This window comes from Sinorhizobium sp. 8-89, assembly GCF_030124325.1.
GTDB lineage: Bacteria > Pseudomonadota > Alphaproteobacteria > Rhizobiales > Rhizobiaceae > Sinorhizobium.
Window position 1 is genome coordinate 115,097 of sequence record NZ_JASKLR010000001.1, and the last position, 26,529, is coordinate 141,625.

Annotated in this window: 20 protein-coding genes and 1 tRNA gene; 12 read left to right on the forward strand and 9 right to left on the reverse strand. The window is 60.7% G+C overall.

All coding sequences use genetic code 11. The features are described 5' to 3' along the window. The first annotated feature begins 134 nt into the window (after window positions 1–134). From QN219_RS00600 to QN219_RS00610, 3 genes are read left to right on the forward strand one after another with little or no spacing between them, the layout of a single operon-like run. On the forward strand, window positions 135–1,277 hold the full coding sequence (locus tag QN219_RS00600; RefSeq protein WP_283997165.1) for an ABC transporter ATP-binding protein: 1,143 nt from the start codon (window positions 135–137) through the stop codon (window positions 1,275–1,277). 4 nt (window positions 1,278–1,281) lie between these two features. Then, window positions 1,282–2,193 (forward strand): ABC transporter permease subunit, encoded by a 912-nt coding sequence (locus QN219_RS00605; RefSeq protein WP_283997167.1) that lies wholly within the window; start codon window positions 1,282–1,284, stop codon window positions 2,191–2,193. Window positions 2,194–2,196: 3 nt separating this feature from the next. Then, a complete protein-coding gene (locus QN219_RS00610; protein ID WP_283997169.1) occupies window positions 2,197–3,018 on the forward strand; it encodes an ABC transporter permease subunit in 822 nt (273 codons plus the stop codon). A 31-nt stretch (window positions 3,019–3,049) separates the two neighbouring features. Here the strand turns inward: QN219_RS00610 and QN219_RS00615 are convergent, their stop codons facing one another. Further along, a complete protein-coding gene (locus QN219_RS00615; protein WP_283997172.1) occupies window positions 3,050–4,873 on the reverse strand; it encodes an AsmA family protein in 1,824 nt (607 codons plus the stop codon). A 174-nt stretch (window positions 4,874–5,047) separates the two neighbouring features. Between QN219_RS00615 and QN219_RS00620 the strand changes: the two genes are divergently transcribed. After that, window positions 5,048–7,000 (forward strand): acetoacetate--CoA ligase, encoded by a 1,953-nt coding sequence (locus QN219_RS00620; RefSeq protein ID WP_283997174.1) that lies wholly within the window; start codon window positions 5,048–5,050, stop codon window positions 6,998–7,000. A 343-nt stretch (window positions 7,001–7,343) separates the two neighbouring features. Here QN219_RS00620 and QN219_RS00625 read toward each other — a convergent pair whose 3' ends face one another. Continuing rightward, on the reverse strand, window positions 7,344–9,026 hold the full coding sequence (locus QN219_RS00625; protein ID WP_283997176.1) for an iron ABC transporter permease: 1,683 nt from the start codon (window positions 9,024–9,026) through the stop codon (window positions 7,344–7,346). Window positions 9,027–9,119: 93 nt separating this feature from the next. Further along, complete coding sequence (locus QN219_RS00630) at window positions 9,120–12,545, reverse strand: PAS domain S-box protein (protein WP_283997177.1); 3,426 nt, start codon at window positions 12,543–12,545, stop codon at window positions 9,120–9,122. Window positions 12,546–12,775: 230 nt separating this feature from the next. Here QN219_RS00630 and QN219_RS00635 point away from each other — a divergent pair, with 230 nt between their 5' ends. Continuing rightward, on the forward strand, window positions 12,776–13,225 hold the full coding sequence (locus tag QN219_RS00635) for a phasin (protein ID WP_283997179.1): 450 nt from the start codon (window positions 12,776–12,778) through the stop codon (window positions 13,223–13,225). A gap of 248 nt (window positions 13,226–13,473) precedes the next feature. Continuing rightward, a tRNA-His gene (locus tag QN219_RS00640) sits at window positions 13,474–13,550 on the forward strand. Window positions 13,551–13,633: 83 nt separating this feature from the next. On the opposite strand, the gene QN219_RS00645 is transcribed toward QN219_RS00640, so the two are convergent. Both QN219_RS00645 and QN219_RS00650 read right to left on the reverse strand, forming a co-directional pair. Next, the gene (locus QN219_RS00645) at window positions 13,634–15,238 is read right to left on the reverse strand and encodes a calcium-binding protein (RefSeq protein WP_283997181.1); all 1,605 of its coding nucleotides are present in this window, start codon (window positions 15,236–15,238) and stop codon (window positions 13,634–13,636) included. A 167-nt stretch (window positions 15,239–15,405) separates the two neighbouring features. Beyond that, window positions 15,406–16,287, reverse strand: a complete 882-nt coding sequence (locus QN219_RS00650) for a LysR family transcriptional regulator (protein ID WP_283997182.1) — start codon at window positions 16,285–16,287, stop codon at window positions 15,406–15,408. 114 nt (window positions 16,288–16,401) lie between these two features. Between QN219_RS00650 and QN219_RS00655 the strand changes: the two genes are divergently transcribed. From QN219_RS00655 to QN219_RS00665, 3 genes are all read left to right on the forward strand, one after another. Continuing rightward, window positions 16,402–17,898, forward strand: coding sequence for a CoA-acylating methylmalonate-semialdehyde dehydrogenase (locus tag QN219_RS00655; RefSeq protein ID WP_283997184.1), 1,497 nt, complete (start codon window positions 16,402–16,404; stop codon window positions 17,896–17,898). 223 nt (window positions 17,899–18,121) lie between these two features. Further along, a complete protein-coding gene (locus QN219_RS00660; protein ID WP_283997186.1) occupies window positions 18,122–19,246 on the forward strand; it encodes a YjgN family protein in 1,125 nt (374 codons plus the stop codon). After that, window positions 19,236–20,297, forward strand: a complete 1,062-nt coding sequence (locus tag QN219_RS00665) for a M48 family metallopeptidase (protein ID WP_283997188.1) — start codon at window positions 19,236–19,238, stop codon at window positions 20,295–20,297. The genes QN219_RS00660 and QN219_RS00665 overlap by 11 nt, the downstream gene beginning before the upstream one ends. A 161-nt stretch (window positions 20,298–20,458) precedes the next feature. On the opposite strand, the gene QN219_RS00670 is transcribed toward QN219_RS00665, so the two are convergent. Continuing rightward, complete coding sequence (locus tag QN219_RS00670) at window positions 20,459–21,484, reverse strand: Fe(3+) ABC transporter substrate-binding protein (protein ID WP_405052081.1); 1,026 nt, start codon at window positions 21,482–21,484, stop codon at window positions 20,459–20,461. Between the two features lie 210 nt (window positions 21,485–21,694). Between QN219_RS00670 and rirA the strand changes: the two genes are divergently transcribed. Continuing rightward, a complete protein-coding gene (gene rirA, locus QN219_RS00675) occupies window positions 21,695–22,159 on the forward strand; it encodes an iron-responsive transcriptional regulator RirA (RefSeq protein WP_173510837.1) in 465 nt (154 codons plus the stop codon). 36 nt (window positions 22,160–22,195) lie between these two features. Here rirA and QN219_RS00680 read toward each other — a convergent pair whose 3' ends face one another. The 3 genes from QN219_RS00680 to QN219_RS00690 form a co-directional block, all read right to left on the reverse strand. Further along, a complete protein-coding gene (locus tag QN219_RS00680; RefSeq protein WP_283997191.1) occupies window positions 22,196–22,399 on the reverse strand; it encodes a hypothetical protein in 204 nt (67 codons plus the stop codon). Between the two features lie 171 nt (window positions 22,400–22,570). Beyond that, entirely contained in the window at window positions 22,571–22,909 is a 339-nt protein-coding gene (locus QN219_RS00685) for a helix-turn-helix transcriptional regulator (RefSeq protein ID WP_283997193.1), read from the reverse strand. A 182-nt stretch (window positions 22,910–23,091) separates the two neighbouring features. Next, window positions 23,092–23,271: a hypothetical protein gene (locus QN219_RS00690; protein ID WP_283997195.1), complete on the reverse strand. Its 180-nt coding sequence runs from the start codon at window positions 23,269–23,271 to the stop codon at window positions 23,092–23,094. A gap of 539 nt (window positions 23,272–23,810) precedes the next feature. On the opposite strand from QN219_RS00690, the gene QN219_RS00695 reads away from it, so the two are divergent. Further along, window positions 23,811–25,406 carry an ABC transporter substrate-binding protein gene (locus QN219_RS00695; protein WP_283997197.1) on the forward strand — a complete coding sequence of 532 codons (1,596 nt, stop codon included), beginning with the start codon at window positions 23,811–23,813 and terminating at the stop codon, window positions 25,404–25,406. Between the two features lie 113 nt (window positions 25,407–25,519). Continuing rightward, on the forward strand, window positions 25,520–26,524 hold the full coding sequence (locus QN219_RS00700) for an ABC transporter permease subunit (protein WP_283997199.1): 1,005 nt from the start codon (window positions 25,520–25,522) through the stop codon (window positions 26,522–26,524). Window positions 26,525–26,529 lie beyond the last annotated feature (5 nt).

Below are 26,529 nucleotides of genomic sequence, written 5' to 3' on the forward strand. Positions count from 1 at the left end.
TAAATCGCAGCCGATTCAAGAATAGAAACATGCAGCAATTCACGGTGCTACAGCGTCATTTGCGCGTCTGATAAGAAGCGCGGCTGTAGGGTCAGGACGACGCGCCCATCGGCTGTGTCATTCGGGGATAGATGATGAAGTCTCTCGGCAGTATCCGGCGGTCCTTCGCTCCATGGGCGGACCCGGCCTCCAAACCATTCATTTCCTTCAAAAACGTGACCAAGAAATTCGGGGACTTCACGGCGGTCGACGATCTCTCGCTGAACATCTATACCCGGGAATTCTTCGCTCTCCTGGGCGCCTCGGGCTGCGGGAAATCGACCTTGCTGCGCATGCTTGCCGGCTTCGAGCAGCCGACGTCGGGCGAGATCATTCTCGATGGCCAGAGCCTCGCCGGCATTCCGCCATATCGGCGGCCGGTCAACATGATGTTCCAATCCTATGCGCTGTTTCCGCACATGACGGTCGAAAACAACATCGCCTTCGGCCTGAAGCAGGACGGCATGCCGAAGACCGACATTGCCGAGCGCGTCGCGCAGATGCTGAAGCTCGTCAAGCTCGAGAAATTCGCCAAGCGAAAACCTCACCAGCTTTCCGGCGGCCAGCGCCAGCGCGTGGCGCTCGCCCGCTCGCTTGCCAAGCGCCCGAAGGTGCTCCTGCTCGATGAGCCGCTCGGCGCACTCGACAAGAAGCTGCGCGAGGAAACCCAGTTCGAACTGATGGACCTGCAGCAGGAACTCGGCCTGACCTTTGTCATCGTCACGCATGACCAGGAAGAGGCGATGACCATGGCCGACCGCATCGCCGTTATGAGCCACGGCAAGGTCATTCAGGTGGCGACGCCGGCGGAAATCTACGAGGCGCCGAATTCACGCTTCGTCGCGGACTTCATCGGCGATGTGAACATTTTCGATGGCACCGTCGCCGCCGCGGAAGACGGCCGCGTCCGGGTCGAGACGGCGAGTGGCGTGCCGATCCGCATGGCCTCGTCGGAGAAAGTCTCCACGGGAGCCAAGGCTGCGGTCGCCGTTCGGCCGGAAAAGATCCGGGTCAGCCGGCAGGCGCCCGCGCATGCGCCGCTCAACGCGGCCGAAGGCGAGATCTGGGACATCGGCTATCTCGGCGACATGACCGTCTTCCACATTCGCCTGAAGGACGGCAAGGTCATCAAGGCGTCGTCGCTGAATGCCGTGCGCGCGGTGGAGGATCCGCTTGGCTATGACCAGCAGGTGTGGATCTCGTTCGGTGAAGACGCTGGCGTGGTATTGAAGGATTGAAGCCATGGCAAGAATTGCGTCAGCCTTCGTCAGCCGCCTGGTCATCATCATTCCTTATGCCTGGCTGCTTTTCTTCTTTCTGATCCCCTTCTTTATCGTGTTCCGCATCTCGCTCTCGCAGACAGCGGTTGCTATGCCGCCCTACACGCCGGTCTTCGATCTTGCTGGTGGCCTTTCGGGCATCCTCGAGAAAATGCGCGAGTTCTCCGCCGACAATTATGTCTGGCTGACCGAGGACGTACTCTATTTCAATGCCTATGTTTCGAGTGTCATCATTGCGGCCGTTTCCACTTTCTTGACGCTCTTGATCGGTTATCCGATTGCCTATGGAATGGCGCAGGCGCCGCGTTCTGTCCGCCCGACGCTGTTGATGCTGGTGATCCTGCCCTTCTGGACGAGCTTCCTGATCCGTGTCTATGCCTGGATCGCCATCCTGAAACCCGAGGGCTTGCTCAATCAGCTCCTGATGTCGATTCATGTGATCGATCAGCCGCTGATCATCCTCAACACCAACTGGGCGATCTATATCGGTATCGTCTATTCCTATCTCCCTTTCATGGTGTTGCCGATCTATTCGGCGCTCGAGAAGATGGACCACACGCTGACGGAGGCTGCCCAGGACCTCGGCTGCACGCCGATCACCGCGTTCTGGCGGGTAACCTTTCCGCTATCCCTCGCGGGCGTCGTGGCCGGCTGCCTGCTGGTCTTCATTCCGGCGGTCGGCGAGTTCGTCATCCCGGATCTACTCGGCGGTTCGGAAACGCTCATGATCGGCAAGACGCTGTGGAACGAATTCAATGCCAACCGCGATTGGCCGGTGTCCTCGGCGGTGGCAACGATCCTCCTGCTAATCCTGGTGCTCCCGATCGTCTATTTCCAGAATGTGCAGGCGAAAGCCGATGGTGAGGGGAGATAGACGATGGCAAAATGGTCGCGCTTCAACATTGTCTCCGTCGTCCTCGGCTTTGGCTTCCTTTACCTGCCGATCGTGCTGCTCGTGATCTTCTCGTTCAACGAGTCGAAGCTCGTGACCGTCTGGGCCGGCTTTTCGACGCGGTGGTATGGTCAGCTCTGGCACAATCAGGGGCTGCTCGATGCGGCCTGGGTCACCATTCGCCTCGCGCTGCTGTCGGCGACCTGCGCGACGGTGCTTGGTACGCTGGCGGCGCTTGCGCTCGTACGTTACACGCGCTTTCGCGGCCGCGTGCTCTTCTCCGGCATGGTCTATGCACCGCTCGTGATGCCGGAGGTGATCACCGGCCTGTCGCTGCTGCTGCTCTTCGTTGCCATCGGGCTCGATCGCGGTTTCTGGACGATCACGCTCGCCCATATCACCTTCACCATGTGTTTCGTCGCCGTCGTGGTGCAGTCGCGTCTTCTGAGCTTCGACCAGTCGATCGAAGAGGCGGCGCTCGATCTCGGCGCGACGCCGGTCAGGACGTTCTTCGCAATTACCCTGCCGGTGATTGCGCCGGCAGTCTTTTCCGGGTGGGTGCTCGCCTTCACGCTGTCGCTCGATGATCTCGTGATTTCGAGCTTCACCACGGGGCCGGGCGCCACGACGCTGCCGCTGAAGATCTACAGCCAGGTCCGTCTCGGCGTGACGCCCGAAATCAACGCGATCTGCACGATCCTGATCGGTGTCGTTGCACTCGGCGTGCTCGTCGCGTCGATCGTGACGAAGCGGCGGGAGGTCCAACGGGAGAGAGACGAGCGCGCCGCATTTGCCGCGATAGGCTGACCCGCCGAGGGCAGGGGTTGACGCCTGCCGTCTATTGCGGCTCCACAAGCACGGAGAGCGGCGAGATAACCGCGTTTGGCCAGGTTCCACCGACGAAGAAGCGCAGCGGCTGATTGACCGTCGTCGGATTTTCGAGTGTTCCGGCGAGCGCGAGGCTGCCCGTGCGGTAAGGGATGACGCCGGTGATCGCCATGCCGCCCGACGGCCCGGTAAAATTCGCCCGGTTCAGTCGCGCCACGCCGGCGCCGAAGATCGCCTCGATATCGGCTGCCTGGAAGTCGAACGCCCCGGCGCTCGCCTCGGAAAGAGAGAAGAATTCTCCCCTTCGGACGAGGTCGATGAAGGCGTTCGCATCGAACCCGGCGAGGCTGCCATTCGCCAGCGAAAACGTCAGGCGACCTGAAAGATCGGACGCGCTGCTCGCCCAGACAGGATGGTCGGTCGCAAGATCGAGATTGAGGGTGCCCCTGCCGCTTGGTGTCGGGCCCTTCAGACCGAAACTGTCGAGTACGGCGGCAAAGTCGGCATCTTTCAGACTCATCTGAAGCTTGCCGCCATGTTCCAGCCCCTTCTCCGAGAGCACCGCGCGGCCGCTGAGAATGCCGTTTGCATAGGTGCTGTCACCGATATCGAGCGACACCCGGTTGCCATTGATCATGACGCCGGCTGCCACCTCTGTGAGATGCAGCGGACCGACGAGCACTTCCTGCGATGAAAGCCGCACGTCTGCACGCCAGGCGCCGAAGAGGGTTTCCGCCATTTGCCATTCGGGGTCGCTGGTGCCTGCGGACTTTGCATTCGGGGGAGTGATGCCGTTGAGATCGATGCGATCGAAGGCGAGCGTTCCTTCGACACGCGGCGTCTCGCCGGCCGGAAACGCGATGTCCAAGACACCAGTCGCCGTGGCGCCGCCCATCACCAGTTGCAGATCGTCGAGCTTGAGCGTCTTTTCGCCAGTTGCCACCATGGCATCGATGCTGAAAGCACCTGCAGGAAGCGTGCCCGACGAAGTGCCCCGATACCAGGCGAGAAGAGTAGACAGCGACGGCGCCGATGCCTGCAGATGACCGGAGGCAAAGGGATACATCGAAAGATTGCCGATGCCTTCGAAGGAGAAGGTCAATGGGGCCGAGGTCAGCGACGTCCTGAGCGACGCATTGCGACCGGCAAAGAGGGCGAGCGGTTCGTCGCAGATCAATGCCCAGTCAATCGCCTGCCCACCGATGGTCGTTGAAAGCTGGGCGCTCATGCGCTCAGCAAAGGATGGCCATTTGACGGTTCCGGAGATCGCCGGAAGGTCGATGTCCAGGGCGCCGTCGGCCATCCGGTCGAGGATGCGGATCCGGCCGTTTTCGATCGTTATGTCGCCGAAGGGTGTGTCCTCCCGGGTCGTCGTCTCAGGCAAGCTCAGCCAGCGCGGCCGTTTCCAGTTGACGGTTCCGTCGGCGGCGCGCTCGATGGTGACGACCGGATCGACGAAGCGGATATCGTCCAGCGCCGGTTCGCCGCGAAGCGCCGCAAGCAAGCTGAAGGATGCGGTAATGCGGCCGATATGCGCAAGCGGGCGCGGGGTTGCCTCGTCGGTTTCGATCGTCGCCGAGGACAGCGTCAGCTCAGGCTCCGGCCAGAAGTGGATTTCCGGTTCGCCGCCAATCCTGCTCTTGCCGCCCGACCAGCCGTCGAGCATCCGTTCCATCGTCGCGCGCGCATCGGTCGTGGAAATAACCAGCGGCAGCGCGGCGTTGTACGCGATGGCGAGGCCGATGCCGATCCCGGCGGACCAAACGACGTGACGCCGGCCGATCCGCGACCGAAGGCTGGAACTGAGCCATATATGCAGGAACTGTCTCGTCATTTCGGTCGGATTTTCGCTTGCTCTCGGGTCAAGCCGTCTGGATAGGCCTTCGGTTTTGATAAAGCAAATACGGCTGACAGGGAAATGTCGTCATCGCGACGCCGAACCTAGCCGCATGCTGTTTATTTTGCGTTGCAGCATGGTATAGAAACACGCAGAGGAGTGGAGGAAAGCATGCAAGCAGATCGACCTTTGTGGGTTCCTGGTGCCGAGATTCTCGAGCAAAGCCCAATGGCTCAATTCATGTCGTGGTGCGGGCAACGGTTCGGCCGGAATTTTGCCGACTATGACGCCTTCCATGCGTGGTCCGTGGCCGAGCGCGGCGACTTTTGGACCGCGGTCTGGGACTTTTGCGGGGTTGTCGGTGATCGCGGGGAGCGAGCGCTCATCAACGGCGATCGCATGCTTGATGCCCGCTTCTTTCCGGACGCCACGCTGAATTTCGCGGAAAATCTGCTGCGCAACAGCGGCGCTGGCGATGCGCTGGTCTTTCGTGGCGAGGACACGGTCAGCTATCGCCTTTCCTGGGATGATTTGCATGCCCTGGTATCGCGCCTCCAGCAGGCAATGAAAGCGCAGGGCATCGGTAAAGGCGACCGTGTCGCCGCGATGATGCCGAACATGCCCGAGACGATTGCGCTGATGCTTGCGACGGCGTCGATCGGCGCTATCTGGTCGTCCTGCTCGCCCGACTTCGGCGAGCAAGGTATTCTCGACCGCTTCGGCCAGATCGCCCCGAAACTGTTTATCGCCTGCGACGGCTATTGGTACAACGGCAAGCGGCAGGACGTCGCCGGCAAGGTGCGCGCCTCCGCATCTACCTTGGGCGCGCCGACCGTCATTGTTCCTTACGCCGGTGACAGCACCGCGCTGGCAGCGGCGATCGAAGGCGGCGTTACGCTGGCCGATTTCATCGCTCCCTTCGACGTGAAACCGCTGGCGTTCGAGCGGCTGCCATTCGGCCACCCGCTCTACATTCTGTTTTCGTCCGGTACGACCGGCGTGCCGAAATGCATCGTGCATTCTGCAGGTGGGACGTTGCTGCAGCACCTTAAGGAACACCGTTTCCACTGCGGCCTGAAGGAAGGCGAGAGGCTCTTCTATTTTACCACCTGCGGCTGGATGATGTGGAACTGGCTGGCATCGGGTCTGGCGGCAGGAGCCACGCTCTGCCTCTTCGACGGCTCGCCCTTTTATCCGGACGGTAACGTCCTCTTCGACTATGCGGCGGAGGAACGGTTCGCGATTTTCGGCACGTCGGCAAAATATATCGACGCCGTGCGCAAGGGTGGCTTCACGCCGATCAGCACGCATGACCTGTCCGCGCTTCGTCTGTTGACGTCGACCGGTTCGCCGCTTTCTCCGGAAGGTTTTTCGTTCGTCTACGAGGGCATCAAGTCGGACATCCAACTCGCCTCGATCTCCGGCGGCACCGACATCGTGTCCTGCTTCGTGCTCGGCAATCCCCTGAAGCCGGTATGGCGCGGCGAAATCCAAGGACCCGGCCTGGGGCTCGCGATGGACGTCTGGAACGACGAAGGCCAACCCGTGCGCGGCGAGAAAGGCGAACTCGTTTGCACAAAGGCGTTTCCGTCGATGCCGGTCATGTTCTGGAACGACCCCGAGGGCACCAGGTACCGCGCAGCCTATTTCGAGCGCTTCGACAATGTTTGGTGCCATGGTGATTTTGCCGAGTGGACGCCTCATGGCGGCATCATCATTCATGGCCGTTCCGATGCGACGCTCAATCCGGGCGGCGTGCGGATCGGCACGGCGGAGATCTACAATCAGGTCGAGCAGATGGAAGAGGTCGCCGAGGCCCTCTGCATCGGGCAGGACTGGGAGGATGACGTGCGGGTGATCCTCTTCGTCCGGCTGGCGCCGGGTGTCGAATTGACGGACGAACTGACGAAGGCCATCAAGAACCGAATCCGCACTGGCGCCTCGCCGCGTCACGTGCCGGCGAAGATCATTGCCGTCGCGGATATTCCGCGGACCAAATCGGGCAAGGTCGTCGAGCTTGCGGTTCGCGACGTCGTGCATGGCCGCCCGGTCAAGAATAAGGAAGCGCTGGCAAATCCCGAGGCGCTCGACCTCTTTGCGGGGCTCGACGCATTGAAAAACTGATCCTCGGAGCGGGATTGCGGCTTCTGCGCTATCCCGCTGCTTCCCGCCTGTTCCACCCCATGGATCACGTGCTCGCGCGTTAACCAGTCCGCGTCCGGCGAATTAACCAAATCGTCGGAGTTGCGCGCGATTGCTTAAGATTGTTGGGTCGAAAAGTAAGATCCTGTTTACATCTGGCGGTGCATGGTCGAACCAACTTGAGGCCGACCAGTCAAGGGCCGGTGCCGCAGCAGCGATGTTGCCGCAGACATGATGTCACCTTTTCTCGAGCATTTGTTGGTTAGCATTGACTCCAGAGGCGGCTTTCGGCTGCCTCTTTTTTTCGCGCAGCGGATTCGTACGGTCAGGGACGACGTTCAAGTGATCTCGACACCAGGATCACCGGGATCATGCCCGCGAGGACGATGATCATCGCCGCGACGGAGGCGTCCTCGACCTTGGCGCGCGAGGCATCCTCGTAGACCAGAGTGGCAAGCGTGTTGAAGTTGAAGGGCCTCAGCATGATGGTTGCCGAGAGCTCCTTCATCGTCTCGATGAAGACGAGCAGTGCCGCCGTCAGCACCGCAGGTCGCATCATCGGCAGAAGCACGGTCCGCAGCGTCTGGCCGCTCGTGCGTCCGAGCGCGCGCGCCGCCATGTCGAGATGCGGCGACAATTTCTGGAAGCCGGCCTCGAGCGTGCCTTCCGCCATGGTGAGGAAGCGGACGGCGCAGGCATAGACGATGGCAAAGCCGGTGCCGCTCATCAGGAGCCCGGTCGAAATTCCGAACAGATCTCTCGCCTGCGCATCGACGGCATTGTCGAGTGCTGCAAGCGGAAAGAGCACGCCGATCGCGAGAACCGTACCCGGCACGCCATAGCCAAAGGAGGCCAGGCGGCCGGCGGCATCCGTGATGCGGGAGCGCCCCGTCCGCGCGGCGTAGGCGAGGACAAATCCCAGAAGCACCGCGACAAGCGCGGTCAGGCCGGAAACCAGGATGCTATGCAACAGCGCATTCAGAAGGCGTGGCGCCAGAAACTGATCGAGACGTTTCAGCGCGTAGTTCCCCAGAACAAAGAAGGGAACGGCAAAGCCCGACAGCATCGGGAGCAGGCAGACGATCGTCGCCGCCCATTTTTTCCAGCCCGACAGCGTAAGCCTGGCAAGATCGTGCACGGCGGCCGTCGTCTTCTGACTGGCGAAGCGCTGCCGGCGGCGGGCGGCGCGCTCGACCATCATCAGTGCGACGACGAAGAGCAGCATGATGCAAGCGATCTGCGCGGCGCCGGCCAGGCTGCCGCGGTTGAGCCAGGTGTCGAAAATCGAGAAGGTCAATGTCTGAACGCCCAGAAACTCCACCGCTCCGATGTCGTTCAGCGTTTCCATGGCGACAAGCGTCAGGCCGATCATGATGGCCGGCCGCGCCATCGGGATCTGGATCCGGAAAAAGACCTTGAGCGGACCGGCGCCGAGGGTGCGCGCCACATCCGCGGCTGCGCGCCCCTGCATCAGGAACATCGAGCGGCAGGCGAGATAGATATAAGGATAGAGCACCGAACTCAGAACGAGCACCGCGCCGCCAAGGGAGCGTACATCCGGGAACCAGTAGTCCCGGCTCGTCTGGAAACCGAAGACCACCCGGATCAGCCCCTGGACCGGACCGGTGAAGGTGAGAAGTTCGCCGAACGCGTACGCGGCGAGATAGGCGGGTATCGCAAGCGGCAGCACTAGCGCGGCGGAAAGAAAACGGCGTAGCGGAAATTCGCAACTCGCCACCAGCCACGCAGTCAGAATGCCGATAAGGGCCGTTGTCGCACCCGTCAGCACAACGAGCAGCAGTGTTCGTCCCGTGGCGCGGGGGATGACGTTTTCGATGAGATGCGGCCAGTCCGCGCTGCCGCCGGAAACGGCAAGCCAAGCGATGGCGGTCATCGGCATCAGGACAATCGCCGAGGCGACTATGGCCCAGATCGCGAGCAGCGGGTGGCCAAGACCCGTTCCCGAGCGGGCAAAGCGTCTTCTGAGGCTCCTGGATGTGGACGGCAAGCGATCGGTTCCGAGGCGAAGCGGCAAGGTGAAGGCTGGCGGGAGCCGGCAAACTGGCTCCCGCGAGTCAACATTTCCTTACAGCATTCGTCCTCAGTTCGCCAAGACGCGTTGCGATGGGAAGGAAATTTCGACGAGCGTGCCCTCGTTCGGCGTGGAACTGATCGAGAACTGCGCACGGTTCGCCTCGGTCATGGCCTTGGTCAACGGCAGGCCGAGGCCGGTGCCGTCGCCACGCTTGCGCCCGCCTGTCGTTACCTGACGGAAGGGTTTCATCGCCTGATCGAGCTCGCTGCGCGTCATGCCGATCCCGGTGTCGCGGATCCGCAGGATCACGCTTCCATTCGCCTCATAGGATGTCGACACGACGATCTGGCCGCCGGACGGGGTGAAACGGATGGCATTCGCCAGGATATTGAGCGCGATCTGCTTGATGGATCGGCCGTCTGCTACGACCGTCGGAACAGACGCCGACAGCGACGTGCGGATGATCACGCGCTGACTGTTGGCCTGCGGCTGCACCAGCGAGACCGCCTCGGACACCGCGTCGTTGATATCCACGGCGCTGAAATCGAGGTCCATCTCACCGGCCTCGATCTTCGAGATGTCGAGCAGGTCGTTGACGATGTCGAGCACGTGCCTGCCGGATCGGCCGATATCTCCGGCATATTCGATGTAACGGGGATGGCCGACCGGGCCGAAATGCTCGCTCGCCATCATGTCGGAAAAACCGATGATGGCGTTCAGCGGCGTGCGGATCTCGTGGCTCACCCTCGCCAGGAACTCCGTCTTGTGGGCATTGGCCGTTTCGGCGGCGCGCTTCGCATTCCGCAATTCCTCCTCGGTCCGCTTCCACTGCGTGATGTCGCGGATGACGGCACAGTAGCCATTGGACGAAGAAAGCCGTCCAATGGTCATGAACAACGGGATGAAGCCTCCGTTTGCCTCGCGGCCGATGACTTCGCGGCCGTCATTGAGCACGCTTGCAACGCCATGGCCGGAGAGACCCTGCAGATAGTCGAGCACCGCCCTCTGGCTTTCATGGGCGAAGAGTGCGGCAAAGGGCTTCCCCCGGATCTCGTCTTCGTCGTAGTTGAAGAGCGCGCTCGCCGAGCGGTTCATCGTCCGCACGTCGCCTTCCTGCCCGAGGATAACGACGCCGTCGGTCGCGGTCTCCAGAATGGAACGAAGTTCCTCGATTTCCATCCGCAGGCGGCTTGCTTCGCTTGCCGCCATATCGTCGTCACGCGTTGTTTGTGCGTCTTCGCTTCCGCTCACCGGCGCCAGCGCGAGCATGAGCGCGCTTTTGCCCTCCCATCGGATCGAATGAAGATGCGCGTTGACCGATGCAAGCTGGCCGTTCCGGCGGATCAGCGTCATCGTCCCGTCGGGCTGCTTCTCCGGCTGCCCCTCCGGCTGCTTGTCGACCAAGTCGTCGGCGTGGGCGAAGAGCGCGTCGATGCCGCCCTCCCGCGACAGGCTCGCGAGGTCATCGTATCCCGTTAGTTGCAGGAATTCCGGATTGGCATGCAGCAGCTCGTCGCCATAGTGGACGAGAAGGCCGAGAGGCAGGCGGTCAAGAATCTCGCTGCTCATGCCGACGGGCATGCGCGAGGTCGAAGGCGCTTCATCGTCGGCTGAAGGCGCCGCCTCGTTCTGCTCGACGGTCGCTTCCGTCTCGTTCGCGTCGCCGGTACCGGATGCGACGACGACGGGAGAGGGCGTTTCCTTGGCCGGTGCGGATGTGGAGGCCGGTTCCTCGATTTCCCCGTTCTCTCCGTGCGCGCCGAAATGTTCGCCGAGTTGTCTCGCGATTTCGCGAAAGGCGGCCTGTTCGCCTCGCGTCAGCGTTCCGGCCGTTCCCGACCGGCGCTCATCGAGATCCACGATCTTGCTGGACGAGGGGCGCTCCGGTGCTTCGGCGACGTGCAGTGCCGGACGCTCGCCACGGAAGGGATCTTCCGGGCCGGGCGAATCCGTTGCTGCGGCGTCGGAGTCTGCCCATTTCTCATCGCGGCCGGACGGCTCGTCAGGGGCCGCGACGTCTGAACCGGATTCTGCTCCGGTCGCGACCGTCTCCTCGGCGGCCTCGCTCTCTTGGGCCGGGGCAGTCGGCCGAGGTTCGGCAGTGCGGCCGAGCGTCAACCCGCTTGCCTTGTCGTCGCTGATCGCGTCCGCGACCCTGACGATACCGAACCCGCGAAAGCCGTCGAATTCACGAGACCGCGAATAGGTGGGGAGGGCGGCAAGGTCAACGGGCACCTTGAGGCTCGTTCCCTCGATCGGCCAGAGGATCGTCTTGCCCGACCAGGTGTCGCGCCGGCGCAGGAGTTCGTTGATCCGGTTGTCGGGATCGAGATCATAGCGCGTGGCGAGGTCGGCAAACGTCTCGCCTATCACATCGGCGGCGCTCGGGCCGACGGCCGACGCAAACTCCTCCGAGATCTCGCTGAAACGTCCCTGCGCGTCTATTTTCCACACGAAGCGAACGGCTCGGCCGCCGGGTGTGAATACGAACCCGGGAGCGTCAGCCCCGCCGGCGTTGTCTTGCTTCCCGGGTACGGCGGCTGGCTCGCGCACTGCGGGAGGCTCGTCTTGATCGGCAGGCTCGGCCGACGCCGATATCGCTTCGTCGGACTCCAGGGCCAATACGCCTTGTTCACCCGAAAGGCTCGCGCCCTCGGGCGCATCTTGCTCTGCGTCCGCAGGCATCGATGCTGTGTCCGGAGCTTCCGGCAGCGATTGCTCCTGCATCGCCGGCAGATCACCGGCGTTCGGCTCGTCGACGCTTTCCATCGACGACGGCACATCGTCGTCCGCTACGTCCGGTGCCGCATCGGAGTCGATATCCTCGAGGACGGCTTCCACGGCAAACAGGAGATGCAGAGCCGGGTGGTCGGAGACCTTGCCGATGGCAGCGGGCAGTTCGCCCTTCTTTGTCGTGACCGGGCGCTTGATCAGCCGGTCCCTGTCGCGCCCGACATCGGAAACGAGTGTGCGGCGAACCTCTTCCGACAAACCCAACTCATCGAACCCGGAAGATTGCGCAAGGATCGCGCCGTCACTGTCGAGCACGGCCATGTGCGTGTCTGGCCCATCGAGCCCCGCGATCATCCGGGCGGCCCGCTCCTCCGTCGTCAGTGCCTTTCCGTTATGCGGTGTGGTGAAGAGGACCGCGTCTTCGCCCGGCCGGATGCGGATCAATTCCACGGACGCATTCAAAGGCAGGCGCCGGAATCCGGAGGACATTCGGATCAGCAGTTGCCGCCGGTCGCCGACGGCTGAGAGCTGCGTTGCCGCCGCCCGCAACTGGCGAAGCGAGAGATCGTTTTGATCGAGGGCGGCATCGATGAAATCGTAGACGGATGCCACGCCGAACAGGCTCGCACCCTGGTCATTGGCCCACAATACCCCGCCGAGATCCTTCGAAAACAGGACAGAGGCATCCCCCTTGGCAAAATGATCCCGCACCCGTGCATGCACGGCAATGTCGATGAAAGGATACTGTCTCTCGGGCATGGGCAGGCCTATTGACGGATCGCTTGCGCGTTAACACTCTATTAATACCCGGCCCATCTGCGAGGGTCCAGTTAAGGCGCGGGGTCGACAACGCCTTTCGCCGCGCAAGGTTAATAGTAGTTGGATTGTGCAATGCACAATTTTTGTTGCAATGCACAATGAACTCGATTATACGAGGGGCAGTAACAAACCGGCGCCTCTTAAGAGGGCCACACCAAGGAGCGCTTACCATGGCTACCAAGAAGACCGACGACGCATTTTCCCTTTCCTCCTTCGATCCGGCCAAGCTTACCGACAGCTTCCGCGAGTTCGCCGAAAAGGGCGCCGCGCAGTCGAAGGAAGCTTACGCCAAGATGAAGACCGCTGCCGAAGAAGCGACGAAAACCGTCGAAGCGACGTTTGAAAGCGCTCAGACCGGCACCGTCGAACTCGGTCTCAAGGCCATCGATGCGCTCCGCACCAATGCGGAAAATTCCCTTACGCACATGGAAGCGCTGCTCGGCGTGAAGTCGCTTTCGGAACTGGTCGAACTCCAGACCACCTTCATCCGCAAGCAGGCCGAGCTGGCCGTAGAGCAGGCGAAGACCATGCAGGAAGCGACCAAGAAGGTCGCGGAAAACGTTGCGAAGCCGGGCAAGGAAGCGGCCGAAAAGGCAATGTCGAGCTTCAAGAAGGCCTGATCCGGTAGATCGCCGCGCCTACGGCGCCGTGCGTCTCTTCAGACGCACAAAGCTCGCTGTCGCACTTTAGGTTGCTGCATGTTTTCATCCTTCAATCGGTTCCGATTTGAGGAAACATGCAGGAGCACCATCGGAAGACCGGATGGCTTGCCATCCGGTCTTTTTGCAGGATAATCACAAGTTAAGGCTTGCAAATCAGCGGGAGTGCCCGTATGTGAGCCGCCAAGCGACACATGTCGCATCCGCGTGCGGTTGTAGCTCAGTTGGTTAGAGCGCAGGTTTGTGGCACCTGAGGTCGGTGGTTCGAGACCACCCAACCGTACCATTCTTGCTCATCTCCATTCGTCACCCTTCAGATTGCAGGCCTTTGGCCGATCGCGAAACCGTTGAACCGCGCGAACGTCCGTCTCAGATGATAAAGAAATCGGCTGCCGTAAGCGCAAGATTGGTTCCTGTCGTCGCAAAATGAACGGATCCACCAGTTGCATTTCCGTTGCTGTCGTAGAGCAGCTTTCCGGTATCGCTCTCGTAGATGATGCGGTCGTTGGCGTCAGCGGCCAAACCCGTCGTGTTCTTGACGAACTGTGCCGCTGTCAGCGTGCCAGTGCCGAGGATTGCGGAGAAGATCGCGTTTTCCAGCCGGATTGTGTCGTCCGCGACGATAAAGCTGTTGATCGTGTCGACATTCGTCGTGGCGCTGAGCGCAGTATTGAAGAAAAACGTGTCCAGACCGGTAGAGCCCGTCAGGCTATCGTTGCCGAGGCCACCGTTGATGAGGTCGTTGCCGGCGGCGCCATTGAGACCATTGTTGCCTGAGTTCCCGCTCAAGACATTGTTCAAGCTGTTCCCGGTGCCGCTGATGTTGCTGGTGCCGAGCAGGGCGAGGTGCTCGACGCTGCCACGGACGACGGTGGCAATGCTGAGATTGAACGATATGAACGAGCGAACCGTGTCCGCGCCTGCGCCGCTATCGGCGCTTTCGTCAACGATGTCGCCGGTGCTGTCTACGAAGTAGGTGTCATTCCCTTGACCGCCTCGCATTTCATCGGAACCGCCGGCGCCGTTGATCGAGTCATTGCCAGCGCCGCCTCTGAGAAAGTTTGCAGCGGAACTGCCGACGATCGTGTCGGCGAAAATGGTGCCGCGCACGTCCTCGATACTTGTCAGCGTGTCCTGACTGCCAAAGCCGTCCTTTGCAACGCCAGTGGTGAGATTGACGTTGACGCCGGCATTTCCGCCGCGATCAACGTCTCTGTCGTATCTCACGGCGTCGATGCCGCCGCCGCCGTTGATCGTGTCTCTTCCTCCAAGGCCCATGAACTCTTCGTCCACGGCCGAGCCCGTCAAAATGTCAGCGAACTGCGTGCCGCGAAACTGTTCGAAACTCGTGAAAGTTTCGGAGAAACCGTAAGGGTCGCTCACGATCCCGGTGGTGGCGTTGAGATTGACGCCGCGAAACGCTTCTGGAGTGTAGTAGGCGTCCTGGAAGCTGAGCACGTCGAAGCCGGCGCCGCCGTTGTAAGTGTCGTCCCCTTCGCCTCCGGTAATGAAGTCGTCGCCGCCGTTGCCGTTCAGGATGTCATTGCCGTTGCGGCCTTCCATCGAGTCATCACCGGCGGATCCGTTGAAAGTATCTGCTCTGTTGAAAAGCCAATCCTCCAGGCCCCAGTTATCGAACCCGATGGCCGCATCCTGAAACAGCTCGAGAGACACGCTCAGACCGCTTATTGCCTGGACCAACGTCGTTCCATTGTTTTGAAGAATCTGGATGGAGGAGATCATGCCGCCAACAGCATGTCCGTTGGCGTCGAACGCGAATCCGGTGCCGACCAGCTTCAATTTCAAGCCGTTGCCAAGTCCGAAGACGACCTGCGTCGTGCTTGTGCTCAAGCGCGTGGCCGTACTCATGTCGACCAGCTCGCCGAACGAGGCGTTGTAGTCGATGTCGACGAGCGGCGGGTTGTATTGGTTGGGATATACTCCCCCAGGGAAGCTGTAGGTAACAGTGGCCATGTGTGCCCCCATGCCGGGGGCGATCCCCGGCTCAACGTTGAGTTTGCGGGTGAAGGATGGAATTTCTCATATGCGGGTGGTCAATTTTAGGTTGTTCTAAATAGCAGATCGGGATTGTTCTGTCACATCGCCCATTTGGGTAACGCACCCGCGTGCACCAGCTGCATCTATACGAAGATCTGGTGCTCCGCCGTCACAAGCTCCTGAAGAAAAGAAACGACCGTGCGCACGCGCACGAGATCACGCGCGCTTTCGTGATAAGTCGTCCAATAGGCGCGCCGGATGGTCGTTTCCGGCAGGATGCGTTCGAGCTCCGGCACCTGGCGGGCAATGTAGTTGTGCAGAATGCCGACGCCGGCGCTGGAGCGGACCGCCTCCGTCTGCCCCGTCGCGCTGGAAATCTCGAAAGAAGCGTCCCAGCTTCGCATGATTTCGGCGGAGAAATTGAGCGAAGGCGTGAAGATCAGGTCTTCGACATAGCCGATCCGGCGATGGTCCTTGAGGTCGTCGATCGTTCGCGGCGTGCCATGGCGAGCAAGATAATCTGCCGATGCGTAGAGCCCGAGTGTATAATCGGTCAGCTTGGATGAAACGAGACGCCCCTGTTCCGGTCGCTCGATGGTGATCGCGATGTCGGCCTCGCGCTGTGACAACGAGAAGGAACGCGGGACCGGAACGAGCTGGAGTTTCAGTTCCGAATAGCGCGCGGTCAGCGCCCCGAGGCGCGGCGCAAGAAAGGAGACGCCGAAACCGTCCGGGGCGCCGATGCGAACTGTGCCGGCGATCGCCGTATCGATCCGGCCGATCTGCGATTGCGCCGCGAGCATTTCGGTTTCCATGCGCTCGGCGGCGGCAAGGAAGACCTCCCCCTCGGCGGTCAACTCGCAGCCGTTCGGACTCCGGATGAGAAGTCTCGTCTTCAGGGTTTCCTCAAGCGCCGTCACCCGGCGGCTGAGGGTGGCGTGATTGATGCCGAGCCTCTTCGAGGCAGCGAGGATCTGGCCTGTTCGCGCCACCGCGAGAAACACTCTGACATCGTCCCAGTCCATGCTGTAGCTCCAGGGGCTTTAATTTTTGCACAACGGTTCCTGAATATCGGAAATTGAATTGTCTAAATCGTAGTGCGATCATGCAGCCACAATCAAGATCAGGAGGAGCATCCAATGTACGAAATCGGACATTTCATCGATGGCAAGCGCGTTGCCGGCAAAAGCGGCCGCACGAGCAACATCTTCAATCCTGCGACCGGTGAAGCTCAGGGGACCGTGGCGCTCGCAAGCGAGGCGGAACTCGCAGTAGCGGTGGAAAGCGCAAAGGCCGCACAGCCGAAGTGGGCGGCCACCAATCCCCAGCGCCGCGCTCGCGTTTTCATGAAATTCGTCCAGCTTCTCAACGAACATATGAACGAGCTGGCGGAGATCCTTTCGCGTGAGCACGGCAAGACGATCGAAGACGCCAAGGGCGACATCGTTCGCGGTCTTGAGGTTTGCGAATTCGTTATCGGCGTTCCGCACCTGCAGAAGAGCGAATTCACCGAAGGCGCCGGCCCGGGCATCGACATGTACTCGATCCGTCAGGCGGTCGGCGTCGGCGCCGGCATCACCCCGTTCAACTTCCCGGCCATGATCCCGATGTGGATGTTCGCCCCGGCGATCGCCTGCGGCAACGCCTTCATCCTGAAGCCGTCGGAGCGTGATCCGTCCGTGCCGATTCGTCTGGCTGAACTGATGATCGAGGCCGGTCTGCCGGCCGGTGTGCTCAATGTCGTCAACGGCGACAAGGGCGCGGTCGACGCAATCCTGACGCACCCGGATATTGCAGCCGTTTCCTTCGTAGGCTCGACGCCGATTGCCCGCTACGTCTATGGCACCGCCGCGATGAACGGTAAGCGTGCCCAGTGCTTCGGCGGCGCCAAGAACCACATGATCATCATGCCGGATGCCGATCTCGACCAGGCTGCCAATGCGCTTATCGGTGCCGGCTATGGCTCCGCCGGCGAGCGCTGCATGGCGATCTCGGTCGCCGTTCCGGTCGGCGAGGAAACCGCAAACCGGCTGATCGACAAGCTGGTTCCGATGGTCGAAAGTCTGCGAGTTGGTCCCTACACGGACGAAAAGGCCGACATGGGCCCGGTTGTCACAAAGGAAGCCGAGCAGCGCATCAGGAGCCTGATCGACAGCGGCATCGAGCAGGGCGCGAAGCTCGTCGTCGATGGACGCGACTTCAAGCTGCAGGGTTATGAGAACGGCCACTTCATTGGCGGCTGCCTGTTCGACCACGTGACGCCGGACATGGACATCTACAAAACCGAAATCTTCGGACCGGTTCTCTCGGTCGTCCGTGCGAAGAACTACGAAGAGGCGCTGTCCCTGCCGATGAAGCATGAATACGGCAACGGTGTCGCGATCTACACCCGCGACGGCGATGCGGCGCGCGACTTCGCGTCCCGCGTCAACATCGGCATGGTCGGCGTCAACGTGCCGATCCCGGTTCCGCTCGCCTATCACTCGTTCGGCGGCTGGAAGTCCTCTTCCTTCGGCGATCTTAACCAGCACGGAACGGATTCGTTCAAGTTCTGGACCAAGACCAAGACCATCACCTCCCGTTGGCCGTCCGGCATCAAGGATGGTGCCGAGTTCTCCATCCCGACGATGAAGTGAGGAAACAAGAAAGATCCTCCCGTCTGGGCCTCCTTCCGGAGGCCCTTTTTTGTTGCATCTCGCGCGGTGGTACAACTAACGTGCCAATGCGCATCGTCCGAAGATTCGCGGCTCGGGGGACTCTCGGGGGATAGTGGGTCGCTCCCGGACCTATGCATTCTGTTGTGCCAGGCGCTGCCAATGTCTCTGCGCTGGCGTTTCGAGCTTGATACGGGGGAAGATCATGGCCTTGAGCGAGCCACCAACGGCGCCGGCATTTCGTGACGGCCGCAACAATTTCGGGCGTTCGGCCGCTGGCGATTTCCAGCGCCTGTCCTTTCGCGGCAGCGCCAGCGAATATTTCGGGATCTGGATCGTCAATATCCTGCTGACGATTGTCACTCTTGGCATTTATTCGGCCTGGGCGAAGGTTCGCCGCAACCGTTATTTCTACGGCAACACCGTCCTGCTCGGCCGTGGCTTCGAGTACCACGCAAAGGGTGGCCAAATCCTCATTGGCCGCTTGATCGTGCTTGCGTATCTCGCTTTTTACAACGTGATGCTGACTGTCATGCCGCTCGCCGGCATCGTGCTCGGCCTGTTGTTCTTCCTTTTCGTGCCGTGGCTTCTAGCCCGAGGTCTGCGTTTCAGCGCCCGGGTTACGAGCTACCGCAACGTGCGCTTCGACTTCGCAGGACGGGCCGGCGGGGCGTTTGTGGCCTTCATTGTCGGGCCGGTGCTTGCGGCGCTGACGCTCGGCCTCCTTGCGCCACTAGCCAGCCGCTGGTCCTACCGGTACATCGGCAACAACCTGCGCTATGGAGGGAAAGCCTTTGCGACCGATCCGTCCGTAGGTGCGATCTACAAGACGTGGCTGCTCTCGGCGGCGATGATACTGCTGGGATTGTTGATCATCGGAGTTATCTTCGCAATCAACATTACCGCAATGGCGCCCTTGATCGACGACCCCGATTCGATTTCGGGTGAGCTTCAAGCCTCAATCGGCATGCTGGCGGTGCTCATCTACGTTTTTATGCTTGCCGTCTTCGGGACAGCGGCGCTCTTCTACCGTGCCGGGGTGCGCAATGTCGCCTGGTCCGCCACGACCTTCGATGGCAAGCATCGCTTGATGAGCGATCTCTCGCGGGTTCGCTACACTTGGATTGCGGTGTCGAACTTCGTCATCACGCTGGTAACCCTTGGGTTGATGCGGCCATGGGCCGCGGTTCGCATGGCCACCTACGTCAACGAGCACACGGCTATCCGTTTTGCGGGCGACGTCGGCGAGATTTTCTCGGCCATCCAGCAGGAGGGATCACCGGTCGGCGCGGAGTTCATGGATATAGAAGGCTTCGACTTTGGCTTCTGACAATTCGGCAATTGCGCTTGGCGAGTGGCATCCGGGCGGTTCTAGCCGTTCGGTGCCCTCAACGCTCGCCGAGACTGGGGAGCGCTTGGTCGTGCACGACGAAACAGGCGCGGCACTCAGCAGCGGCAAATCGTCGGCTGTCGAGATTTCGCCGCGGGTCGGCGCTGTCCCGCGTCGGATCATCTTCCCCGATGGATCGCTTTTCGAGACAAGCGACAACGATGCGATCGATCGGTTCCTCGCGCGGAAAGGGCGGGGCAGGGAAGGGATCATCTACCGGATGGAGCGGTTTCATCCGCGGCTGATCGCCTTCGTCGCGGCTGCCATCCTCCTTGGCGCGTTGATCTATCGTTTCGCCCTGCCCGCCCTCGTCGAAGTCGCCGTAGCCGTCACCCCGCCCGTCGTGCCTCGCATTATGTCGGCGAGCACGCTGGAGGCCCTGGACAGGACAGTGCTGAGCGACTCGGAGCTGGACGAGGCACGGCGCGGCAGGATTCTCGAGGGCTTCCGGGCTATAGCGGCGCTCTCCGGCGGAGGGGAAAAGGACTACACGCTCAACTTCCGCAAGGGTGGCGCGATCGGCGCCAACGCCTTTGCCTTGCCGGACGGTACCCTGATCCTCACGGACGAACTGGTCGAACTCGCCGAAAACGACACGGAGATGATCGTCGGTGTGCTCGCCCATGAAATCGGGCACGTCGAACTCAAGCACGGTCTCCGGCAGATTTACCGCGCCGCGGGCGTTGCCGCGCTCATCATGCTGATCGCCGGCGATATCGGCTCCGGCGCCGAGGACGTGCTCGTGCAAGGCGGCGGCCTCCTGTCACTTTCCCACTCGCGCTCAGCGGAGGCTGCGGCCGACCGGCATTCGGTCGAACTGATGATGAAGGCTGGCCGCGATCCGGCGGCGATCGCTCGTTTCTTCCAACTGCTTGAAACGAAGCTCGAAGATCACTCGGAAACCAGCATGTTTTCAACGCATCCCGGCACGCCGGAGCGGCGCGAGGCGATTCTGGATCTGATAGCCGAATTGCGGGCGCAGCCGCGATAGTCGCGCAAATGAAAACAGCGGGCGTTCAGGCCCGCTGTTGTGTCACCGTCTGCTGCGTGTTTCCTTGAATCGTGGTCGATTTAAGGAAACATGCAGCAATTCAAAGAGCTACAGCGCCGCGCGTCTGACTGACACGCGCGGCGCTGTAGAGGTTCCTCCGCTCAATCCTGCGGCCCGTCGTTGTAACCGACCTTGTCGACCAGTTCCGACGCTTTCTTGCGGTTGGCCGCGATGTCGGCGAGCGGCAGCGTATCCGGCTTGATCGTTCCGAAGGACTTGACGATTTCGGATGGCTCGGCGCCGGCGAGCACCGGGTATTCGAACACCTGCTCGGCATAGATCTTCTGCGCTTCGCCTTCGGACAGGAACTCCATCAGCTTGATGGCGTTGTCCTTGTTCGGCGAGTTCTTGGCGAGGGCCATGCCGGAGATGTTGACATGGGTGCCGCGGTTCTTGCTGTTCGGGAACAGGACCTTGATGGCCGCTGCCCATTCCTTCTGCTCCGGCTCCTTTTCGTTGGTCATCATGAGACCGACGTAGTAGCTGTTGCCGAGGGCGAGGTCGCATTCGCCCGCGAGAATGGCCTTCGCCTGGTCGCGGTCGCCGCCGTCCGGCTTCTTGGCGAGGTTGTTCCTGAGACCCGTCAGCCATTTCTCCGCTTCCGCTTCGCCGTGATGGGCGACCATCGAGGCGAAGAGGCCGACATTGTAGGAATGCTGGCCGTCTCGCGTGCAGATCTTGCCCTTCCACTTCGGATCGGCGAGTTCTTCGTAGGTGATGTCGTTCTCGGCGACGCGCTCCTTCGAGGCGTAGACGACGCGGCCGCGCGTCGTCAGGCCGAACCAGTTGCCCTCGGGATCGCGGAAATGTGCCGGAATGTCCTTGTTGATCGTCTCGTTCGTTACAGGCTGGGTGATGCCGGCGTCCTTCGCCTCGGTGAGGCGGCTGATATCGACAGTCAGGATGACGTCGGCAGGGGAGTTTGCCCCTTCCGCCTGGATGCGCTCGACAAGACCCTTGTCAAGGAAGAGCACGTTGGTGGTGATGCCGGTTTCCTTGGTGAAGGCATCCAGCAGGGGCTGGATGAGATCCGGCTGGCGATAGGAATAGATGTTGACCTCGCCGTCTGCCCAGACGGGCGCCGTCGAAGCAAATAGTGTCGCCGTTACCGACAGCGCCCCGATCATCAATCTTGACATGCGCATGTTGCCCTCCGCTTTCGCTTTGCATGTAACTTAACAAAATCGGTCATCTTTCTGACGCTGCGCGCACGGACAGTCAACAGCGAAACGGTGGCCGTCAACCAGAAGTGATTTTTTGCTGTTTTTTGGAATTGTTCCAAACTGTGATCCGTCCTATATGATGAAAAGATGAATTTCTCGATCCCGGAGTGAATTATGCGTCTGACGAAGCAAACGAACTACGCTGTTCGCATGCTGATGTACTGTGCAGCGAACGGCGAGAAGCTCAGCCGCATCCCTGAGATCGCCAAGGCCTATGGCGTCTCCGAGTTGTTCCTGTTCAAGATTTTGCAGCCCTTGACCAAAGCGGGTCTGGTGGAAACGGTGCGTGGCCGCAATGGCGGTGTACGACTGCCGAAGCCGGCATCGGAAATCAGCCTCTTCGACGTCGTCAAGGTCACCGAGGACAGCTTTGCCATGGCGGAATGCTTCGAGGCTGGTGAAATCGACTGCCCGTTGGTGGATAGTTGCGGCCTCAATTCGGCTCTGCGCAAGGCGTTGAATGCTTTTTTCGAAGTGCTTCAGGGCTATTCGATCGACGATCTGGTCAAGGCCAGACCGCAGATCAACTTCCTTCTGGGCCTTGACGAAACGGCACAGGTGCGGACCACGGCGGCCTGATTGGCGCGTCATGGCGGCCGTGCCTTGCGGCCGCGATTAGTCCGGCAAGTATTCCCTTAGAATGAACTCGATAGCCGTGGGATCGATTTCCGATTTGTCGATGCGGAAGTCCGCGCCGTATTCTTCCAGGCTCTGGAAGTAAGGGTCGCCCGGCGACGACGATATGACGCCGATCGGGCCAATGAAGCCCTGATGCCTCAGCGCGGGAACGGTCTCGCGGAAGTCGCCCCGAGGATGCACGAGATTGTTTGCTGATCAGTCCGCTGAGGATCAGGTTCGCCGCAGGGTCATCGTCAACGAGCAAGATGTGCGCTTTCATGGCCGTTCACATCCCTGATTGATCGGCTGCGCATGCGGGGAGCATGTGCGCCAGGATCTACCGGCGGCGCGCCGGCAACTTCACTGGATAATTTATTCTCGTATCGCTTTCGCGACCATTTGTGTCCGGTTGACCACGTCGAGCTTCTTGAGGATCGTCGCGGTATGGGAATTCACGGTGTGTTCCGGGACCGAGACGATCAAGGCGATTTCACTGGCCGTTTTTCCGTGGGAAATCCACTTGAGTATCTCAGTCTCGCTGGGGGTCAGGCCGATGCCAGCCTTGTTGGTGAGTGTTGCCCGATAGAAATGGTCGAAGGCCGATGCCGCGCTGTAGCATAGCTCGTAGTGCGCGGCCTGCCCGACGTCCTTGCCATCCCCAAGGAAGAGCACAGCGTAGCGCGCTCCGGTCGTTGCCGTGCTGACAGGCACGCAAAGCAAAAGCTCGAAACCGAGTTGGGCAAGCAGATTCTGGCCTGACCCGAGGACCGGATCATCGGCCCGCCATACCGACGAGATATTCGAGGCATGCAAGGCCTTGTAGACTATGGAATCGCTGAAACGGTGACGTTTGTCGTATTCCTCGGCGAGGCCGGAGGGAAGGTCGTGGAGGATCAGTCGAGCGGAAAGTATGCAGGATCGTTCTCGTTGCCGAGTTGCAGGACGCCGAAATGCCCGAAGCCGAAACGCAGCGCCAATGTATGGAAAATACGGAAGAAATCCACGCGGTTGAGAGCCCTCTCCAGCTCCTCGTGAAGATCGTATCGTCTGTGATTTTTCTCCAAGTCCGCCACGCGCCGGCTATCTCCCCATGGCCGTGCGGCAGCTTGCCAGCCAACATGACATGGACAGCAGTTCCATGTCGGCGGCGAAGCCCTCTCTACGGAATTCATCCACGCCGAATATCCCTCCGGTATCCGTGTGCATTCTATTGCACGCCGGGCGCTGCGTTTCTACCGCACTATTTTGGGGAGGCTGCACGCGATGTCGAACCGCGACAAGCGCTTGCCCGGAAGGCCGAATAGCCCGCGCCACGGTGCGTCTTTCTGGCGCGCCAGGTGCATCGTTGCCGGAAAGCGCTGTCAATTCTTGGGCACAGGCAGTAAATGCCCGCGCAAGATGCCACCGCGGGAGGGGTACCGAGGTCGTGTTCGAAAGTCGTGGACAGTCGCGCAGGCTCTGTTTGCGGAAGAATTTTTCGCATAGACAAATTTCTGCAGTGACTTATTGCATTGCGACGCCAAATGTCGTTCCATCCGCCCTTGACCGGGTGTAAAACGCACTCCGCGTCAGGCAAATACGAGAACAAAAAACAAATCTGGGAAGCAAGCTCATGAAAAAGCTCACTACTCTCTTCGCAGCGACGGCGCTTGCCACGCTGATGGCCGGCTCCGCCTGGTCGAAGACGTTCGTTTACTGCTCTGAAGGTTCACCGGAAGGCTTTGATCCCGGCCTCTACACGGCCGGTACGACATTCGATGCTGCCGCGCATACCGTTTACAACCGCCTTCTCGAATTCAAGAAGGGCACGACGGAGACCGAGCCGGGGCTTGCTGAGAGCTGGACGATTTCCGACGATGGCCTCGAATACACGTTCAAGCTGCGTCCGGGTGTCAAGTTCCAGACGACCGAGTTCTTCACTCCGAGCCGTGAACTGAACGCCGACGACGTGATCTTCTCGCTCGAGCGTCAGTGGAAGTCCGACCATCCGTGGCATGGCTACGTGACCGGCGGTTCCTGGGAATATTTCGCGGGCATGGGTCTGCCGGATGTGCTCGAGTCGATCGAGAAGGTCGACGACATGACCGTGAAGATCAAGCTGAAGCGCAAGGAGGCACCGTTCCTCGCCAACCTGGCGATGCCTTTCGCTTCGATCATGTCGAAGGAATATGCCGACAAGCTGCAGGCTGAAGGCAAGATGAACCAGCTTAACCAGATGCCGCTCGGCACCGGTCCGTTCGCCTTCGTCGGCTATCAGCAGGATGCGGTCATTCGTTACAAGGCCCATCCGGACTATTGGGGCGGAAAACAGAAGATCGACGATCTGGTATTCGCGATCACTACGGATGCAGCCGTTCGCTTCCAGAAGCTGCAGGCCGGCGAATGCCACCTGATGCCCTATCCGAACGCGGCCGATGTCGAAGCCATGAAGGCCGATCCGAACCTCAAGGTGATGGAGCAGGCCGGCCTCAACGTCGCCTATCTCGCCTACAACACGACGCAGCCCCCCTTCGACAAGGTTGAAGTCCGCAAGGCGCTGAATAAAGCGATCAATAAGCAGGCGATCGTCGACGCCGTCTTCCAGGGTCAGGCCACCCCGGCGACGAACCCGATTCCGCCGACGATGTGGTCCTATGACGACACCATCGAAGACGATACCTACGAGCCGGAAGTCGCCAAGAAGATGCTTGAGGATGCCGGCGTCAAGGATCTCTCGATGAAGGTCTGGGCGATGCCAGTTGCGCGGCCGTACATGCTGAACGCACGCCGCGCTGCGGAACTGATGCAGGCCGACTTCGCCAAGGTCGGCGTCAAGGTCGAGATCGTCTCCTATGAGTGGGCCGAATATCTCGAAAAGTCCAAGGCGAAGGATCGCGACGGTGCGGTGATTCTCGGCTGGACCGGTGACAATGGTGATCCGGACAACTTCCTCGACACCCTGCTTGGCTGCGACGCTGTGGGCGGCAACAACCGCGCTCAGTGGTGCAACAAGGAGTTCGATGACTTGGTGACCAAGGCCAAGGAAGCAACTGACGTTGCAGAGCGCACCAAGCTCTACGAACAGGCTCAGGCCGTCTTCAAGAAGGAAGCGCCCTGGGCAACGCTCGACCACTCGCTCTCCATCGTCCCGATGCGCAAGAACGTCGAAGGCTTCGTGCAGAGCCCGCTCGGCGACTTTGCTTTCGACGGCGTTGATATTGTAGAGTAATCTTACCGACTGACCCGAAGGGGGCGTTTGCCGTTGGGCGAGCGCCCCTCTTCCTTTTTGCCAGTGCCGCCGCTTAAGCGAGTCCGCGGGCACGAGTGGCATGAGGTTTGACTATGTTCCGATTCCTCCTGGGGCGCTTGGCAGTGCTGATTCCGACATTCATCGGGGTCTCTATCATCGCCTTTTCCTTCATTCGTCTGCTTCCTGGTGACCCGGTTGCGCTGCTTTCCGGCGAACGGGTGATGTCGCCGGAGCGACACGCCGAAATTTCTCACCAATTGGGCTTCGACCGCCACATCGTCGTGCAGTACCTGGATTATCTCTGGGGCGTTCTTCGCGGTGATTTCGGACTGTCGATCGTCACCAAGAAACCCGTGATCGATCAGTTCCTGGAACTCTTCCCGGCGACGGTCGAGCTATCGCTCTGCGCTATCATCTTCGCCGTCGTCGTCGGCATCCCGGCGGGTGTCATTGCGGCGATCAAGCGCGGGTCCATCTTCGACCAGATCATCATGGGCACTGCGCTCGTCGGCTTCTCGATGCCGATTTTCTGGTGGGGCCTGCTTTTGATCATCGTCGTCTCCGGCATGTTGCAGTGGACTCCGGTGTCCGGACGTATCTCGCTGATGTTCTTCTTTCCGTCGGTGACCGGCTTCATGCTGATCGATTCGCTGTTGTCGGGGCAGGAGGGAGCGTTCCAGTCGGCCTTCAATCACCTCATTCTGCCGACGATTGTGCTCGGCACCATTCCGCTCGCCGTGATCGCGCGCCAGACCCGCTCGGCGATGCTCGAGGTGCTTTCCGAGGACTATGTGCGCACGGCACGGGCCAAGGGACTTTCCACGTTCCGGGTGGTCGGCATCCACGCCTTGCGCAACGCGATGATTCCGGTGGTAACCACCATCGGCCTGCAGATCGGTGTGATGCTGGCGGGCGCGATCCTGACGGAGACGATCTTCTCCTGGCCCGGTATCGGCAAATGGATGGTCGATTCGGTGTTCCGGCGCGACTATGCCGTCATCCAGGGCGGCCTCCTGATCATCGCCGGCGTCATCATGCTGGTAAACCTTGCCGTGGATCTGCTCTACGGCCTGATCAACCCTCGTATCCGGCATTGAGGAGG

Coding starts and splice junctions, on each gene's coding strand:
- QN219_RS00645 (WP_283997181.1), bottom strand. CDS start 15,238: ATGGCCACTGTTACCTACAGCTTCCCTGGGGGAGTATATCCCAACCAA.
- QN219_RS00605 (WP_283997167.1), top strand. CDS start 1,282: ATGGCAAGAATTGCGTCAGCCTTCGTCAGCCGCCTGGTCATCATCATT.
- QN219_RS00615 (WP_283997172.1), bottom strand. CDS start 4,873: ATGACGAGACAGTTCCTGCATATATGGCTCAGTTCCAGCCTTCGGTCG.
- QN219_RS00650 (WP_283997182.1), bottom strand. CDS start 16,287: ATGGACTGGGACGATGTCAGAGTGTTTCTCGCGGTGGCGCGAACAGGC.
- QN219_RS00700 (WP_283997199.1), top strand. CDS start 25,520: ATGTTCCGATTCCTCCTGGGGCGCTTGGCAGTGCTGATTCCGACATTC.
- rirA (WP_173510837.1), top strand. CDS start 21,695: ATGCGTCTGACGAAGCAAACGAACTACGCTGTTCGCATGCTGATGTAC.
- QN219_RS00620 (WP_283997174.1), top strand. CDS start 5,048: ATGCAAGCAGATCGACCTTTGTGGGTTCCTGGTGCCGAGATTCTCGAG.
- QN219_RS00655 (WP_283997184.1), top strand. CDS start 16,402: ATGTACGAAATCGGACATTTCATCGATGGCAAGCGCGTTGCCGGCAAA.
- QN219_RS00670 (WP_405052081.1), bottom strand. CDS start 21,484: ATGATCGGGGCGCTGTCGGTAACGGCGACACTATTTGCTTCGACGGCG.
- QN219_RS00600 (WP_283997165.1), top strand. CDS start 135: ATGAAGTCTCTCGGCAGTATCCGGCGGTCCTTCGCTCCATGGGCGGAC.
- QN219_RS00660 (WP_283997186.1), top strand. CDS start 18,122: ATGGCCTTGAGCGAGCCACCAACGGCGCCGGCATTTCGTGACGGCCGC.
- QN219_RS00635 (WP_283997179.1), top strand. CDS start 12,776: ATGGCTACCAAGAAGACCGACGACGCATTTTCCCTTTCCTCCTTCGAT.
- QN219_RS00695 (WP_283997197.1), top strand. CDS start 23,811: ATGAAAAAGCTCACTACTCTCTTCGCAGCGACGGCGCTTGCCACGCTG.
- QN219_RS00610 (WP_283997169.1), top strand. CDS start 2,197: ATGGCAAAATGGTCGCGCTTCAACATTGTCTCCGTCGTCCTCGGCTTT.
- QN219_RS00630 (WP_283997177.1), bottom strand. CDS start 12,545: ATGCCCGAGAGACAGTATCCTTTCATCGACATTGCCGTGCATGCACGG.